We start from the raw sequence: 16,511 nt of genomic DNA on the forward strand, positions 1-16,511 counted from the left end.
ACCAGCACCCCAAGATCATCCAAGGAGAGGGCTCGACGCCCCCTCTCCCCAACCCCGCTCCCACAAGGGGAGAGGGGCTCCAATATGGACACTGCGGTAAGGCGGAAGCCCCATGCCACGCCTATCCCTTGGGTGGGCATACAGGGATTTTCCCACGCGGGGCGCATCGCACACCTATCCAGCTTTGCAGAAACCATCTGCAAACCAACACCCGACATTGCATAGCCATCATCCATGAATACGAATGAACCCATGACCGGCAAACTCTACCTCGTCTCGGTCGGCCCCGGCCGCGCCGAACTGATCCCCGATCTCGCCCGCCAGGCGCTGGCGGCGAGCGAGGTGATCGTGTCCTACGATCTCTACCTGACCTGGGTGCAACCGTGGATAACCGGCAAGGACATCCGCACCCTGCCGCTGACCCAGGAGCGCGAGCGCGCCCAGCTGGCGCTGGCGGAAGCCCGCGCCGGCAAAACGGTGGCTCTGCTGTCCAGCGGCGACATCGGTGTCTACGCGATGGCCACGCTGGCTTACGAGGACATGCGCGAGGACGATGTGTTCGACGTGCAGCTGATCCCCGGCATCACCTCGGCCAACTCCTGCGCCTCCCTGCTCGGCGCGCCGCTGTCGCACGACTTCGCCACCCTGAGCCTGTCCGACCTGCTGTGCCCGTGGGAATGGATTGAAACCCGCGCCCGCCACATCGCCCAGGCGGACCTGGCGGTGGTGTTCTACAACGTGCAAAGCCGCCAGCGCCAGGAAGACGTCTACCGCATCCTGGACATCATGCTGGAGCACAAGAAGCCGGAAACGCTGTGCGGCATCGTCCGCAACGCTTACCGCGAGGACCAGGCGGTGGAAATCGTCACCCTGGCCGAGCTGCGCACCCGCCGCTTCGACATGCTGACCAGCATCGTCATCGGCAACCGCTTCACCCGCCGCAAACGGAACTGGATGTTTACCCCGCGCGGCTACTTCAACTGGGACGACACTCAGGACACGGTGAAGGCCGACGCGCTGCCCGCCGGCGCGGCCTGGGTGTTCTCCGGCACCAGCGACGGCAACGCGCTGTCCCGCGCCATCGCGGAAACCGGCCGCGCGGTGGTGATCAGCAGCGCCAGCGATTACGGCAGCGAGCAGGCGCAGCAGGCGGCGCCCGGCGTCGCCACCGTCAGCGGCCGGCTGGGCGTGGAGCGCCGCCGCGAACTGCTGTCCGGCAGCCGGGCCAGCGCCATCGTCGACGCCACCCACCCCTACGCCAGCGAGATGTCGCAACAACTGATGGCGCTGGCCAAGGAACTGGCCCTGCCCTATCTGCGTTATGAGCGGCCGGCCAGCGCCAGCGCGCATCCGCTCATTCGCTGCGCCGACAGCGATGCGGCCGCCAAACTGGCGATGGCGCGCGGCCGGCGCGTGTTCCTGGCCACCGGCAGCAAGGAGCTGCACCGCTTCGTCGCCGCCGACGCCGGCCGCAAGCATGAATGGTTCGTCCGGCTGGCGCCGGACCCGCAGCACCTGCAACGGGCGCTGGAGCTGGGCATCCCGCGTTCACGCGTCTGCGCGATGCAAGGCCCGTTCTCGCAGGCCGCCAACGAGGCGCTGTGGCGCGACTGGGAAATCGACTGCGTGATCAGCAAGGACGGCGGCGCGGCCGGCGGCTTTGACGCCAAGGCGGCCGCCGCGGCCGCGCTGGGCATCCCCTTCATCGTGATCGACCGGCCCCGTTTGGATTATCCGCAGGCCTTCGACGACTTCGCCGGCGTGCTGGCGGCCTTGCCCGCGGGAGAACCCGCATGAGCGCGCCGCGCCTGCCCGTTACCGTGCTGACCGGCTTCCTCGGCGCCGGCAAGACCACGCTGTTGAGCAAGCTGCTGGAAAACAATAAGCAGCGCCGGCTGGCCATCCTGGTCAATGAATTCGGCGAGGTGTCGATAGACGGCGGCCTGCTGCGAGGCGGCGACGCCGGCGGCGTGGAAATCCACGATCTCGCCCAGGGCCTGGTGGCTTACGACGACGACGCCGACTTCCTGCCCACCATGCTGGCGCTGTGGCAGCGCCGCCAGCAGATCGACCACGTGCTGATCGAAACCTCGGGCCTGGCGCTGCCCAGCGCGGTGATGGCCCAGTTGCAAAGCGAGGCGCTGGCGCCCTATTTCGTGCTGGACGCCACGCTGGCGGTGGTCGACACCCCCTTGCTGCTGGCCGGGCATTTCGCGCCGGCCGGCGACGGCGGCAAGGCCGACGCGGTGGCGGGTTTGTTCGAGCAACAACTGGGACACGCCGACATCGTGGTGCTGAACAAGATAGACGCGCTGTCCGCCGACGCGCTACTGGCGGCGGAAGACGCCGTGCGCCGACAAGCGCCGTCGATACGCTTCATCGAACTGGCCTACCAGGCCAAGCTGGACACCCGGCTGACGCTGGGCCTGCACCTGCACGAGGCCGCGCCGGCCGCGCACCGCCATTACGGCCCGGTGGCCAGCATGCCGGGGCTGGCGATGCGGCCGCTGGCCAACCAGGCCTTGCTGGACGGTCACAGCCACGGCGGCCAGGCCGCGCACAGCCATGGCCTGTCCACCCACAAGCATTTCCACGAGCAAGACCCGGGCTGGCAATCGTTCATGATCCGCAGCAAGGAAGCGCAAGACCCCGACAAGCTGGCCGCGGCGCTGGAGGCCATCGCCGGCGAGGAGCCGCTGCTCAGAATCAAGGGCTTCGCCGCTTGCGCGGAAGGCCCCGGCCGCTTGCTGGCCCAGGGCGTGCGCAGCCGCATCGAACTCAGCCGCGACGAGACGCTGGCCGCGCCGCGCCAGGCGCAGCTGGTCTTCATCGGCTACCACCCCAGCCGCCCGCGGGTGCTGGCGCTGCTGCGCGACATCACCGGCGCGCACTGGAGCTAGCCGATGAGCGCCTTGGAACTATGCGGCCTGGACTGGTCGCCGGACCCCGCCGTAGCGCCCGAGACCCGGCTGCTGCGCGACATCGCGCTGACGGTGCGGCCCGGCGAATTCGTCGGCGTCATCGGTCCCAACGGCAGCGGCAAAACCAGCACCTTGCGCTGCGCCTTCCGCTTCAACAAGCCACTGGCCGGCGAGGCCAGGCTGGACGGCGCCGACATCTGGTCCCAGTCCGCCGCCGCCTTCGCCCGCCGCGTGGCGGTGGTGCTGCAGGAATTCCCCGAGGACTTCGGCCTGACCGTGCGCGAGGTGGCGGACATGGGCCGCATCCCGCACCAGTCGCTGCTGCGCGGCGGATCGCCGGCCGATCACGCCATCGTCGACGAGGCGCTGGCCCAGGTGGGACTGACGGCGCAGCAATACCAGCCTTTCGCCACCCTGTCCGGCGGCGAGAAGCAGCGCGCGCTGTTGGCGCGGGCGCTGGCGCAGCAGCCCGAGCTGCTGATCCTGGACGAACCCACCAACCACCTGGACCTGCGTCACCAGCTATCGCTGCTGCGCCTGGTGCGCCGGCTGGGCATCGCCGCCGTCGCCACCCTGCACGACCTGAACCTGGCGGCCGCCTTCTGCCACCGCCTGTACGCGCTGAAGGCCGGCCGCATCGTCGCCAGCGGCGCGCCGGAAACCGTCTTGACGCCCCGGCTCCTGGCCGAGGTGTTCGGCGTGCGCGCGCTGGTGGACCGCCACCCGCAGGCCGGCCACCCCCGCATCACTCTGTTGGAAGAAGAAAACCTATGAAACTGAATCTGCCTTCGCTCATCGCCTGCGGCCTGGCCGCGCTGCTGGCCTCCCAGGCCCAAGCCAGCGCCTACCCGCTGACCGTGGACAGCTGCAACCGCAAGGTCGTCTTTCAGCGCGCGCCGCAGCGCGCGGTCAGCCACGACATCAATCTGACCGAGATGATGGTGGCGCTGGGCCTGCAAAACCGCATGGTCGGCTATACCGGCATCAGCGCCTGGAACAAGCTGAACGCGCCGCTGAAACAGGCGCTGGGCAAGCTGCCGGAACTGGCCGGCGACTACCCCTCGTCGGAAGCGCTGCTGGCCCGCAACGCCGACTTTTTCTTCGCCGGCTGGAACTACGGCCTGCGCGTGGGCGGCCCGGTGACGCCGGCCTCGCTGGCGCCCTTGGGCATCAATGTCTACGAGCTCAGCGAATCCTGCGCCCATGTGATGAAACGCCCGGCGGCGAGCCTGGACGACGTTTATCGCGACATCCATAATCTGGGCCGCATCTTCGACGTGGAGCCGCGCGCGCAAAAAGTGGTGGCCGAGATGCGCGCCAAAGTGGACGCCGTCGCCGCCCGCGTCGCCAAACGCAAGGCCACGCCGTCGGTCTTCGTCTACGACAGCGGCGAGGATCGCCCCTTCAGCGCCGGCCGGCTGGCGATGCCCGACGCGCTGATCCAGGCCGCCGGCGGCCGCAACATCCTGAACGACGTCAACGCCAGCTGGACCCGCGTCGACTGGGAAACCGTGGTGGCGCGCAATCCGCAAGTGGTCGTGATCATCGACTACGGCAAGGTCACCGCCCAGCAAAAGATCGCCTTCCTGCAGAAACACCCGGCGCTGAACAAGATGGCGGCGGTGCGCGACAAACGCTTCATCGTGCTGCCCTACGACAGCGCCACGCCCGGCATCGCCAACGCCGACGCCATCAGCGCGCTGGCGCGCGGCCTGCACCCGGAAGTCTTCGCCAAGTGATCCGCGCCATCGCCAACCGTCCGCCGGCCTGGCCCTTGCTGAGCCTCTTGCTGGCCCTGCTGGCGCTGTCGCTGCCGCTGGCCTCCGGCCTGGGCGCCGCGCCGGTTGAATTCGCCGTCAGTTCCAATGTGCTGCTACACCAGCTGGGCCTGCCGGTGGAACCGGCCTGGCAGCCGGGCCAGGATCTGATCATCTGGCAGCTGCGGCTGCCGCGCGTGCTGCTGGGCGGCATGGTCGGCGCCGGCCTGGCCTTGGTGGGCGCGGCCTTGCAGGCCACCACCCGCAACCAGCTGGCCGACCCCCACCTGTTGGGCGTCAGCTCCGGCGCCACGCTGGGCGCGGTGACGGTGCTGCTGTTCAGCGGCAATGTGCTGGGCGGCGCCACCCTGCCGCTGGCCGCCTTCACCGGCGCCTTGCTGGCCACCCTGCTGGTCACCGGCATCGCCGTGCGCCAGCGCCGCTTGCAGGCCGAGCGTCTGCTGCTGGCCGGCGTGGCCGTGTCCTTCCTGCTGATGGCCCTGGCCAATCTGATGCTGTATCTGGGCGACCACCGCTCCGCCTCGGCCGTGCTGTTCTGGATGCTGGGCGGCCTGGGCCAGGCGCGCTGGGAGCTGCTGCCGGCGCCGCTGGCCGCGCTGTGCCTGGGGCTCGCCGCCTTGCTGACCGTGGCGCGGCCGCTGAACGCCCTGATGGCCGGCGAGCAGACCGCGGTCACGCTGGGCATACGCGTGACCCGGCTGCGGCTGGCGGTGTTCGCCGCCTCCTCGCTGCTGACCGGCACCATGGTCGCGGTCAGCGGCGCGATAGGCTTTGTCGGTCTGATGATCCCGCATATCGCCCGCCGTTGCGTCGGCGCCGACCACCGCCGCCTGCTGCCGGCCTGCGCGCTATTGGGCGCGCTGTTCCTGATCTGGGTGGACGCCGCCGCGCGCACCCTGATCGCGCCGGAAGACATCCCGGTGGGCGTCGGCACCGCCGCCGTCGGCGGCGCCTTCTTTATCTGGCTGCTGCGCCGCTGACGGCGCCGGCCCCACACAAGGACGACACGATGAAAACCGATCCGGCATCCCACCAGCGCATGACCGAGAAGCGCAAGGCGGGCTTTGAAAAGAAAAAGGCCGCCGCCACCGGCGAAAAAGGCCTGCTCATCGTCAACACCGGCACCGGCAAGGGCAAGAGCAGCGCCGCCTTCGGCATGGGCTTGCGCGCCGTCGGCCACGGCATGCGCCTGGGCGTGGTGCAGTTCATCAAGGGCGCGCTGCACACCGCCGAGCGCGATCTGCTGGGCGGCTTCGACAACTGCGACTTCCATACCATGGGCGAAGGCTATACCTGGAACACTCAGGACCGCGAGGCCGACATCGCCACCGCGCGCAAGGGCTGGGCGCAGGCGCTGGCGATGCTGGAGAGCGAGGATTACGACATGGTGATCCTCGACGAATTGAACGTGGTGCTGAAGTACGAATACCTGTCGCTGGACGAAGTGCTGGCCGCCTTCGCCGCCCGCCCGGCGATGCAGCATGTGGTGGTCACCGGCCGCCATGCGCCGGAAGCCTTGCTTGAAGCCGCTGACCTAGTCACCGAAATGCGTTTGGTCAAACACCCCTACCGCGAGCAAGGCATCAAGGCGCAACGCGGGGTGGAGTTCTGATGACGCCCTTGCGCTGCCCGGCGTTGTTCCTGACCGCCCCCGCCTCGCACCAGGGCAAGACCACGCTGACGGCGGCGTTGGCCCGCCATCACCGTAATCAGGGCCGCCGGGTCCGCGTCTTCAAGACTGGGCCGGACTTCCTGGACCCCTATGTGCTGGAGCGGGCCAGCGGCCATACCGTCTATGGCCTGGACTTGTGGATGAACGGCGAGGACGATTGCCGCGCCCGCCTGTACAAGGCCGCCGCCGAGGCCGACCTGATCCTGATCGAAGGCAGCATGGGCTTGTTCGACGGCACGCCCAGCAGCGCCGATCTGGCCGCCTTGCTCGGCGTGCCGCTGGCGGCGGTGATAGACGCCGCCGGCATGGCGCAGAGCTTCGCCGCCGTCGCCCACGGCCTGGCCAGCTTCCGCCCCGGCCTGGCCTTTCACGGTTTTATCGCCAACCATGTCGCCAGCGATCGCCACGCCGAAATGCTGGCCCAGCAGTTGCCGGCCCATCTGCCCTTGCTGGCCGCCTTGCGCCGCGACGAGGCGGCGCGGCTGCCGGAGCGTCATCTGGGCCTGGTGCAGGCGCAGGAGATCGCCGACCTCGACGTGCGTCTCGAACGCATGGCGGGCCAGATCGCCGCCACCGCCTTGGCCGCGCTGCCGCCGGCGGTGGCCTTTCCCCCCGCCGCGCCCGCCGAGCCGCCGAAACTGCTGGCCGGCCGGCGCATCGCCATCGCCCGCGACGCCGCCTTCGCCTTTGTCTACCCGGCCAACCTCGAAACGCTGCTCCAGCTGGGCGCGGAGCTGAGCTTCTTCTCGCCGCTGACCGACACGGCGCTGCCGGACTGCGACGCCGTCTACCTGCCCGGCGGTTATCCGGAACTGCATCTGGACACGCTGTCCGCCAACACCGCGCTGAAAGCGGGGCTGCATGGACATATAGCGGCCAGCAAGCCGCTCTACGCCGAGTGCGGCGGCATGCTCTATCTGCTGGAACGGCTGACCAACCGCGCCGGCGACAGCGCGTCTATGCTGGGCCTGCTGCCCGGCCACGCGGTCCTTCAAGACAGGCTATGCGGGCTGGGCCTGCAGCGAATGGAGCTTCCTGGCGGCGCGCTGCGCGGCCACACCTTCCACTATACCCGGCTGGAAACGGCGCTGGAGCCGATCGCCCGCGCCACGCGCGCCAGCGGCGCCGGAACCGGCGAGGCCTTGTACCGCAGCGGCAGCCTGTTGGCCAGCTATTTCCACGCCTATTTCCCGTCCAACCCCCGCGCCGCGGCAAGCCTGTTTCTGCCCTGAGCCCTTGCCCGCGATCCGAAACGCGGCCGGCTCGCCTTCATGACTTGCCATGTTCCCAGGCATCCCACCAGGACAAGACCTTGGCGGCCGGCATTGGTTTGGCGATGCTGAAACCCTGGCCCAAATGGCAACCCAGCCGCATCAGCACCGGCCAGTATTCCTTGCGTTCGACGCCTTCCACGATAAAGTCGATGGCGCGGCTCTGGCAGAATACCGCCATGCACTGAATCAAGGAGGCGTTGAAGGAGCCCGGCTCCAGCTCTTGCGCAAACGCCTTGTCCAGCTTGATCTCGGTGATGGGGCAGCTTTTCAGATAGGTAAAGGAAGTGAAGCCCGCGCCGAAGTCGTCTATCGACAAGGACACGCCCTGGGCGTGCAGTTGTTCTATCACCGCCTTGGCCTTGACCGGGTTGATGACCAGCGCGGTTTCCGTCAACTCCAGCACCAGCAGGCTGGGCGGAATCTTGTAGGCCGCCAGCCTCGCCATCACTTCCTCGACAAATCGTTCGTCTTCCAGCATCCGCGCGGAGATATTCACCGCCACCTTGAACGGTTTTCGCAGCTGGCCGAGCCAGCTTTGTTGCTGGGACAGCACCAGGTCCAGCGTCAGATAGGTGAAACGGCTCAAGAGATTGCATGACTCCAGCGTGGGCATGAAGTCGTCTGGGTTTACCCGGCCTTGCGCCGGGCTATTCCATCTGACCAGGGCTTCGAAGCCCACCACCTCCTCGGTATCCAGTCTGACCTTGGGCTGGTAATGCATTTCCAGCTCGCCTTGCTGGATCGCCCGGGTCAATTGCGTGATCAGGGCCTGGGTGGTTTGCCCCGCCTTGGGCCAGGGCTTGTCGTTTTCTCCCGCGTACAAGGCGACGGCGCCTAGATTGCTCTTGGCCTGATACATCGCGATATCGGCGCGGGACAGCAATTGGGCGGGATCGCAGCCGTGCTGAGGACACATCGCCACGCCGAAGGACGCGCCTATCGACAAGGCGTGCTCGCCCACCAGGATGGGCGCGTCCAGCGTGTGCCCCACTTTTTCCGCCATCGCCAGCGCGCACTCCGGGCTATCCACTTCCAGCAGCAAGGCGGCGAATTCGTCGCCGCCCAGGCGCGCGATGGTGTCCGAGCCGCGCAGCAGGCTGGCGAAGCGCGCCCCCACCTCCCGCAGCACCAAATCCCCGGCCTGATGGCCCAGCTTGTCGTTGACCTCCTTGAAGCGGTCCAGGTCTATCATCAGCACGGCGAACGGCAGTTGATTGCGAGCGTGCAAGGCGCACAGCTGATCCAGACGGTCGAGAAACAGATTGCGGTTGGGCAGATCGGTCAGCGAGTCGTACAGGCTGCGGTGTTGCAGCAGTTGTTCGGTTTCCCGCAGCTTGGCTTGCATGGCCGCCACCCGCACGCCGTCGCTGATGGTCTGGCGCAGGCGGTCCTCGGTCAGTTCGAACTTGGGCAGGTATTCGTAAACGCCCAGCTTGATCGCCTCGGCGGCGATGCGTTCATTGCCGGTGCCGGTGACCGCCACGATCAGACAGGATTGGTTGCGTTGCTGGATGGACGGCACCAGTTCGCGGCCGTCGCCGTCGTCCAGCTTGAAGTCCAGAAACACGAAGTCGAACAACTCCCTGCCCAGCAGCTTCAAGGCGCTGGCCTTGGAGTCCGCCTCCAGGATTTGCGAGCACTGGGCGTTTCGGTGCAGCAGGCGGATGATGCGCTCGCGGTCGACGTCGTCGTCGTCCACCACCAGCACGCTGACTTGCGGCGGCGTTTCCAGCAGGCATTCGACCTCGTCGATCATCGCGATTACCGAGCGGGCAAAACCACGGACTGGGCGTAGGAATGCAGCAGCTCCATCAATTTCACGAACTGCGGGCCCACGGCGGACTTCATCATATAACCCGCCACGTTTTCCTCGTAGGCGCGCATGCGGTCCGCGTCCCGCGAGGAGGTGGTCAGCACGAAGATCACCGAATTGCGCAACTGACTGTCCGCGCGGATGGTTTCAAGGAATTGAAAACCATCCATGCGCGGCATATTGAGATCCAGCAAGATCAGAAAGGGGCTGGTGATCCGCTTGCTATCGTGCGTGCCGCGCAGAATTTGCAAGGCCTCCAGGCCATCGCAGGCGGTGACCATCTTGCATTCAAGCCCTTGTCGGCGCACGCCGCGCAAGACGCCTTCAATGGCCACGTCATCGTCGTCCACCAGCAAAACCGTGATATCGCTCGCTACCGCCACGCTTGCCATCATCCCACCTCCTTGAGCGGAAACCGCGGCCAGCGGATGCGGAAACAGGCGCCGCCCAGCGTGCCGTTTCTATCCAGCACCACCGTGCCGCCATTGCTATTAACCATGCGACGCGTCACCGCCAGCCCGACTCCATGCCCTTCCGCCTGGCTGCTGGCGCGGTGAAACAGCTTGAAAATGCGTTCTTCCGAGCCTGGCGGCACGCCTACGCCGTCGTCTTCCACCGTGAACAGATTGAAGCGCCCGTCCTCCTCCACCGCGATGCGGATCACGCCCTTGCCGCCGCCGTGATGCTTGCAGGCGTTGGACAGCAGATTGCGGATCGCCAGAGACAGCGGCGTGCGCGCGGCGGGAAACGGCCGGGCCTTGATTTCCACTTCCACTTGAAAGCCAGAGGGGATATCGAGCAGCTCCAGGGTCTCGCGCACCAGCAGGCCGGGATCGACTTCCTCGACGCGCTCATCCTGGCGCCCGGCCCGCGCGTATTCCAGCAAGTCTTCTATCATGCGTTCGGCGCGGGCGATGCGTTCCTCCGCGCGGACAAAGTTTCTCTCGATGTCCGCGCTCAACTGGGACGGGTCCAGGTCTTCGCGTATCCAGGAGATCAGGTCGGCAATGCCGCGCAAAGGCGAGCGCAAATCATGGGAGGCCACATAGGTGAACTCCTCCAGCTGCGCATTGGCCTGCTGCAGCGTCTCCTCAAATTTCTTGCGCAGGGAGATGTCGGTGATCGCGGCCAGCACCAGCCGCTCTCCTTCCGCTTCCAGCGGGGTCAAGCCCACTTCCACCGGGAATTCGCTGCCGTTCTTATGCTGGGCCAGCAGATCGCGCCCCGATCCCATCGCCCGGACTTCCGGCGCCTTGGCGAAGGCGGCCCGCAAAGCCGGGTGGCCCTGCCGCACGCGTTGCGGCAGCAGCACCTCCACCGGCTGGCCGGCCAATTCTCCCGGCGAGTAGCCGAACAGGGCGTCCAGCGCCTGGTTGGTCATTGAGATCTTGCCGTCCGCGCCCGCCATCAGCAGGCCGATGGGCAGCGAGGCCACCACCTTGGCGAAGCGATGCTCAAGCCGGCGCCGCGGCGTGATGTCGCTGACAAAGGCCACCGCGCAGATTTCATCTTCGTGCGGCATGGAGCCGAGGCCGATTTCAATGGGAAACTGGCGGCCATCCGCATGCTGGGCGAACAGCTCGCGGCCGCTGCCCATGGTTCTGGGCGTGGGATGGGAGAAAAACAGCTGGCGAAAATCGAGATGGCGTTCGCGGATATCGGCCGGCAGCAGCATTTCCACCGCCTGGCCCAGCAACTGGGCCTTGCTGTAGCCAAACATATTCTCCAGCGCGCTGTTGACGTAGAGCATGCGGCCGTCGGCCGCCACCACCAGCACGCCCACCGGAGCGGCCTCCACCACGGAGGCCAGCCCGGCATTGCCGGAAGCGCCGGCGGGCGCCCTTTCCGGAAATTTGAACGACATGACAGCCTGCTTTCGCCTATGTCTTATTGCTGTAGGTTTAGCATAGGGTTTTCCGCCGCGCAGTTAATTCTGATGTCCTATCCGCGTCGTTCTCGCCGCGCTGCTCACACCGCCAGCAGCGCCAGTTCCGCCGCGGCCTCGCGCAGCACCGGCAAGATGCGTAACAGCAAATCCTCGCGGCTGACGCGCGCCGCCTGCACCCCCACATTGATGGCCGCCGCGGCGCGGCCGTCGGCGCCGATGATGGGCACGGCGATGGAGCGCAGGCCGATTTCCAGCTCCTGATCGATGATGGCGTAACCCTGCTCCGCCACCCGCGCCAGTTCCGCCTCCAGCGCCGGCCGCTCAATCAGGGTGTGCGGCGTGTGCCGGACCAGCCGCGCCCGGTCCAGCAAGAGGGCGAGTTCCGCGGCGGGCAGCCGGCTCAGCATCGCCCGGCCCATCGAGGTGCAGACCGCCGGCAGGCGGCTGCCGATGTCCAGATCCACCGTCATGATGCGGCTGGTGAAGGCCCGCGCGATGTAAAGGATGTCGTCGCCGTCCAGAATGGCGATGGAACTGGATTCGTTGACGCTGCTGCTGACGTGGCGCAACACCGGCTGGCCGGCGCGCGCCAGCGGCGTGGAGCCCAGATAGGCGTGGCCCAGCGCCAGGATGCGCGGCCGCAAGGCGAAATGCCGGCCGTCCTCGCTGTCCACGAAGCCCAGCTTGGCCAGGGTGTACAGGCAGCGCCGCACCGCCGCGCGCGGAATGCCGGTGCGCTGGCTGATTTGCGAGGTGGACAACAGGCGGCGCTGTGCCGAGAACGCCTGAATCACCGCCAGGCCGCGCGCCAGCGAGGCCATGTAGTTGGGATCGCCGCTGAAGTTCTCTTCCACGCCCTCCTCGGCCGCCGCCTCTTGCCACTGTTGCATCTTGTCACCTTTTATCGTCGTTGAGCGATCACCGCACACTATTGCGATCATCGTATTGACCCTGCGGCAGGCCGGCAAGCATGCTGAATGCGCGATTAAAAACATATCGTTCGATAATCGCACAAAATCCTTTCCATTCATGGCTGCACGCAGCCCGCAAAGGACAGTCGATGATAGATAAAACGGTAAGCTCGGCCGCAGCCGCCATTGCCGACATCCACGACGACGCCACGGTGATGATCGGCGGCTTCGGCGTCGCCGGCCAGCCGGCGGAGTTGATAGACGCGCTGATAGACCACGGCGCGCGCAATCTCACCATCGTCAACAACAACGCCGGCAACGGCGAGGCCGGCCTGGCCGCGCTGCTGCGCGCGCGCCGGGTGCGCAAGATCGTCTGCTCGTTTCCGCGCCAGGCGGATTCCCAGGTCTTCGACGCGCTCTACGGCGCCGGCGACATCGAACTGGAACTGGTGCCGCAGGGCAATCTGGCCGCCCGCATCCAGGCCGCCGGCGCCGGCCTGGGCGCCATCTTCACCCCCACCGGCTACGGCACCCTGCTGGCGGAAGGCAAGGAAACCCGCCGCATCGCAGGCCGCGACTATGTGCTGGAATACCCGATACACGCCGACTTCGCGCTGATCAAGGCCTGGCGCGGCGACCGCTGGGGCAATCTGCAATACCGCAAGGCGGCGCGCAACTTCAGCCCCATCATGGCCGCCGCCGCGCGCCAGACCATCGTCCAGGTGGGGCAATTGCTGCCGCTGGGCGAAATGGACCCGGAAACCGTGGTGACGCCGGGCATCTTCGTTCACAAGCTGGTCTGCGTCGCCGGCCAGCCCATGCAAGGAGGCCGGCATGCATAAGCGACTGGACCGCGAACAGATGGCGGCGCGGGTGGCGCGCGACATCCCCGAAGGCGCTTACGTCAATCTGGGCATAGGCCTGCCCACCCGGGTGGCCAACTATCTGCCGCCGGAACTGGACATCTTCCTGCACAGCGAGAACGGCCTGCTGGGCATGGGCCCGGCGCCGGAACCCGGCCAGGAGGATCCGGACCTGATCAACGCCGGCAAGGAGCCGGTCACCCTATTGCCCGGCGGCTGTTTCTTCCACCACGGCGACTCCTTCGCCATGATGCGCGGCGGCCATCTGGATATCTGCGTGCTGGGCGCCTTCCAGGTGTCGCGGCGCGGCGATCTGGCCAACTGGCACACCGGCGCGGCGGACGCCATCCCGGCGGTGGGCGGCGCGATGGACCTGGCCATCGGCGCCAAGCGGGTGTTCGTGATGATGGAGCATCTGAGCAAGCAGGGAGACTGCAAGCTGGTGGAAGCCTGCAGCTACCCGCTGACCGGCGTCGGCTGCGTGCACCGGGTGTATACCGATCTGGCGGTGATCGACCTCCGCGACGGCGAGCTCTTGGTGCGCGAATGCGTGCCCGGCCTGGATTTCGACGAATTACAGCGGCTGACGCCGCTGCCCCTGACCGACGCCCGCCAAGGAGAGACGCCATGAGCCAGGCCTATATCTGCGACGCCATCCGCACCCCCTTCGGCCGCTACGGCGGCAGCCTGTCCGCCCTGCGCGCCGACGATCTGGCCGCCCTGCCGCTGAGCGCGCTGCGACAACGCAATCCGGGCGTGGACTGGGACTTGCTGGACGATGTGCTCTACGGCTGCGCCAACCAGGCCGGCGAGGACAACCGCAACGTGGCGCGCATGGCCGCGCTGCTGGCCGGCCTGCCGCCGTCCACGCCGGCCAGCACCGTCAACCGCCTGTGCGGCTCCAGCCTGGACGCCATCGGTCAGGCCGCGCGCGCGCTCAAGAGCGGCGAGGCCGAGCTGATGATAGCCGGCGGCGTGGAAAGCATGAGCCGCGCGCCCTATGTGATGGGCAAGGCGGACAGCGCCTTCGCCCGCGATCTGCGCATCGAGGACAGCACCATGGGCTGGCGCTTCGTCAACCCGCTGCTGCGCGAGCGCTACGGCGTGGACTCGATGCCGGAAACCGCGGAAAACGTGGCCGAGCAATTTCGCATCTCGCGCGCGGACCAGGACGCCTTCGCGCTGCGCAGCCAGCTGCGCGCCGCCGCGGCGCAGGAAGCCGGCCGGCTGGACGAGGAGTTGATGGAAGTGACGATTCCACGGCCCAAGGGCGAGCCGCTGCGCTTTGCCCGCGACGAACATCCGCGCGCCACCTCGCTGGAGGCGCTGGCCCGGCTCAAGGGCGTGGTGCGGCCCGAGGGCAGCGTCACCGCCGGCAACGCCTCCGGCATCAACGACGGCGCGGCGGCGCTGCTGCTGGCCAATGAGGCCGCGCTGAAACGCCATGGACTGACGCCGCGCGCGCGGGTGCTGGCCATGGCCTGCGCCGGCGTGGAGCCGCGCATCATGGGCTTCGGCCCGGCGCCGGCGATACGCAAGGTCTTGGCCCTGGCCGGGCTGCGCCTGGAGCAGATGGACGTGATCGAGCTGAACGAAGCCTTCGCCGCCCAGGCGCTGGCGGTGCTGCGCGAACTGGGCCTGCCGGACGACGCCGAACACGTCAACCCCAACGGCGGCGCCATCGCCCTGGGCCATCCGCTGGGCGCCAGCGGCGCGCGGCTGGCGGCCACCGCGCTCTACCAATTGCAACGCAGCGGCGGCCGCTACGCCTTGTGCAGCATGTGCATAGGCGTGGGGCAAGGCATCGCGCTGATCATGGAGCGCGTCTGAGCACCTGTTCAATGTCTGCTGCGCTTCGGCGATACGGCGTTAAAAACCAGCTCAAAATGCTCATGTACCACCTGTACATTCCACTTTTTCGCTCGTTTTCGCCTTGTCTCGCCCTTGCTCGCAAGCCTTTGAACAGGCGCTGATAGCTTGTTCCAAGGCTGTTGCGCGTCGGCGCTCCCGGCGCGCCCTCTTTCATAGGAGCTTCCCATGCAGGACAAGCCCATAGACATCAGCGAGTTCATCGACAACAGCCCGCTGTCCCGCTACCAGATCATGGTGTTGACGCTGTGTTTTCTCATTGTGCTGCTGGATGGCTTCGACACCGCCGCCATCGGCTATATCGCGCCGGAACTGATCAGCGAGTGGGGCATTTCCCGCGGCCAGCTGGCGCCGGCTTTCGGCGCCGGCCTGTTCGGCATGCTGATAGGCAATTTCGCCTTCGGCCCGGTGGCGGACCGCCTGGGCCGCAAACGGGTGTTGCTGCTGTGCACGCTGATTTTCGGCCTGGGCACGCTGGTCTCGGCGCGCTCGGAGTCGATAACCGAGTTGGCGCTGCTGCGTTTCGCCACCGGCATCGGCCTGGGCGGCGTGCTGCCCAATTGCATCACGCTAAGTTCGGAATACTCGCCGGCGCGCCATCGCATGTTGCTGGTCACGCTCAGCTACGCTGGTTTCACCGCCGGCCTGGCGCTGGGCGGCGGCGTCGCCAGCCAGATCATTCCGCTGTGGGGCTGGCAAGGCGTGCTGGCGGCCGGCGGCCTGGCGCCCTTGCTCCTGCTGCCCTTCATCGCCTGGCTGCTGCCGGAATCGGTGTGCTATCTCGCCGGCAGGCCGGACAAGGCCGCCGCGCTGAGCCGCATCGTCGCCCGCATCAACCCGGACCCGCGCTGGCGGCTCCGGGTCTTCCGCCACGAAAACGCCGTCCCGGCCGGCCGCTCGCCGGCGGGCCTGCTCTTCATCGCCGGAACGCGCGCCCGCACCCTGTTGCTATGGCTGACCTTCTTCTGCTGTCTGTTCGTGTTTTACCTGCTCACCAACTGGATGCCCACCATTCTGCGGGATCACGGCTACAGCACGGCGCAGGCGGCGCGCATCAGCGCCATGGTGCCGCTGGGCGGCGCGGTGGGCGGCGTGCTCATGGCCATGTTGATGGATAGAATCGGCGCGCGCAGAGTGCTGCCCTGGCTGTGCCTGCTGGCGGCGCTGGCGTTGTCCGCCGTGGGTGCGGCGCTGGGCGACGGCGGCTGGCTGTTCGCCACCGTGTTCCTGGTGGGCTTCAGCCTGACCGGGGCCTTGAACAATCTGAGCATACTCGCCGCCACGCTCTACCCCACCCAGGCGCGCGCCACCGGGGTAAGCTGGGCGCTGGCCGCCGGCCGCGCCGGCTCCATCATCGGCTCGATGACCGGCGCCCTGTTGTTCGCCGCCGCCGGTTCGGCGCACGGCTTCTTCGCCTGGGCCGCCGCGCCGGTATTGGCCGGCGCCTTGGCCTTGTTCGCGATGTCGCGGCTGGACGCTAATGCGCCCGCGGCTTTGAAATCCCAGTCATAGAAAGGAGATC

14 protein-coding genes and 1 pseudogene are annotated in these 16,511 nt (G+C 67.4%); 11 read left to right on the forward strand and 4 right to left on the reverse strand.

The features are described from left to right. The first annotated feature begins 252 nt into the window (after positions 1-252). The 7 genes and pseudogenes from cobJ to DB032_RS14075 all read left to right on the forward strand — a co-directional run bounded on the left by cobJ (position 253) and on the right by DB032_RS14075 (position 7,603). On the forward strand, positions 253-1,797 hold the full coding sequence (cobJ, locus tag DB032_RS14045; RefSeq protein ID WP_107800032.1) for a precorrin-3B C(17)-methyltransferase: 1,545 nt from the start codon (positions 253-255) through the stop codon (positions 1,795-1,797). Beyond that, a complete protein-coding gene (locus tag DB032_RS14050) occupies positions 1,794-2,900 on the forward strand; it encodes a GTP-binding protein (protein ID WP_107800033.1) in 1,107 nt (368 codons plus the stop codon). Before cobJ ends, DB032_RS14050 begins: the two co-directional genes overlap by 4 nt. Before the next feature lie 3 nt (positions 2,901-2,903). Beyond that, positions 2,904-3,437: pseudogene (locus DB032_RS14055) on the forward strand (ABC transporter ATP-binding protein); the annotation flags it as partial. Positions 3,438-3,691: 254 nt separating this feature from the next. Next, positions 3,692-4,660 (forward strand): ABC transporter substrate-binding protein, encoded by a 969-nt coding sequence (locus DB032_RS14060; RefSeq protein WP_233246715.1) that lies wholly within the window; start codon positions 3,692-3,694, stop codon positions 4,658-4,660. Beyond that, entirely contained in the window at positions 4,657-5,679 is a 1,023-nt protein-coding gene (locus tag DB032_RS14065; protein ID WP_227108425.1) for an iron ABC transporter permease, read from the forward strand. Before DB032_RS14060 ends, DB032_RS14065 begins: the two co-directional genes overlap by 4 nt. A 29-nt stretch (positions 5,680-5,708) precedes the next feature. Next, positions 5,709-6,311 (forward strand): cob(I)yrinic acid a,c-diamide adenosyltransferase, encoded by a 603-nt coding sequence (gene cobO, locus DB032_RS14070; RefSeq protein WP_107800035.1) that lies wholly within the window; start codon positions 5,709-5,711, stop codon positions 6,309-6,311. After that, on the forward strand, positions 6,311-7,603 hold the full coding sequence (locus DB032_RS14075) for a cobyrinate a,c-diamide synthase (protein ID WP_199225901.1): 1,293 nt from the start codon (positions 6,311-6,313) through the stop codon (positions 7,601-7,603). Before cobO ends, DB032_RS14075 begins: the two co-directional genes overlap by 1 nt. A 37-nt stretch (positions 7,604-7,640) precedes the next feature. Here DB032_RS14075 and DB032_RS14080 read toward each other — a convergent pair whose 3' ends face one another. The 4 genes from DB032_RS14080 to DB032_RS14095 form a co-directional block, all read right to left on the reverse strand. Continuing rightward, positions 7,641-9,401 (reverse strand): bifunctional diguanylate cyclase/phosphodiesterase, encoded by a 1,761-nt coding sequence (locus DB032_RS14080; protein ID WP_107800037.1) that lies wholly within the window; start codon positions 9,399-9,401, stop codon positions 7,641-7,643. A 5-nt stretch (positions 9,402-9,406) separates the two neighbouring features. After that, complete coding sequence (locus DB032_RS14085; RefSeq protein WP_233246716.1) at positions 9,407-9,853, reverse strand: response regulator; 447 nt, start codon at positions 9,851-9,853, stop codon at positions 9,407-9,409. After that, the gene (locus DB032_RS14090) at positions 9,850-11,322 is read right to left on the reverse strand and encodes a PAS domain S-box protein (protein ID WP_107800038.1); all 1,473 of its coding nucleotides are present in this window, start codon (positions 11,320-11,322) and stop codon (positions 9,850-9,852) included. Before DB032_RS14090 ends, DB032_RS14085 begins: the two co-directional genes overlap by 4 nt. A 104-nt stretch (positions 11,323-11,426) precedes the next feature. Continuing rightward, complete coding sequence (locus DB032_RS14095; protein ID WP_107800039.1) at positions 11,427-12,236, reverse strand: IclR family transcriptional regulator C-terminal domain-containing protein; 810 nt, start codon at positions 12,234-12,236, stop codon at positions 11,427-11,429. 170 nt (positions 12,237-12,406) lie between these two features. Between DB032_RS14095 and DB032_RS14100 the strand changes: the two genes are divergently transcribed. The 4 genes from DB032_RS14100 to DB032_RS14115 all read left to right on the forward strand — a co-directional run bounded on the left by DB032_RS14100 (position 12,407) and on the right by DB032_RS14115 (position 16,501). Beyond that, entirely contained in the window at positions 12,407-13,099 is a 693-nt protein-coding gene (locus DB032_RS14100) for a 3-oxoacid CoA-transferase subunit A (RefSeq protein WP_107800040.1), read from the forward strand. After that, entirely contained in the window at positions 13,092-13,751 is a 660-nt protein-coding gene (locus DB032_RS14105; protein ID WP_107800041.1) for a 3-oxoacid CoA-transferase subunit B, read from the forward strand. The genes DB032_RS14100 and DB032_RS14105 overlap by 8 nt, the downstream gene beginning before the upstream one ends. Continuing rightward, a complete protein-coding gene (pcaF, locus tag DB032_RS14110; protein ID WP_107800042.1) occupies positions 13,748-14,950 on the forward strand; it encodes a 3-oxoadipyl-CoA thiolase in 1,203 nt (400 codons plus the stop codon). The genes DB032_RS14105 and pcaF overlap by 4 nt, the downstream gene beginning before the upstream one ends. A gap of 207 nt (positions 14,951-15,157) precedes the next feature. Continuing rightward, entirely contained in the window at positions 15,158-16,501 is a 1,344-nt protein-coding gene (locus DB032_RS14115; RefSeq protein WP_107800043.1) for an MFS transporter, read from the forward strand. The last annotated feature ends 10 nt before the right edge of the window (positions 16,502-16,511 follow it).

The sequence above is a fragment of the Chromobacterium sp. Panama genome (assembly GCF_003052555.1).
Classification (GTDB): Bacteria; Pseudomonadota; Gammaproteobacteria; order Burkholderiales; family Chromobacteriaceae; genus Chromobacterium.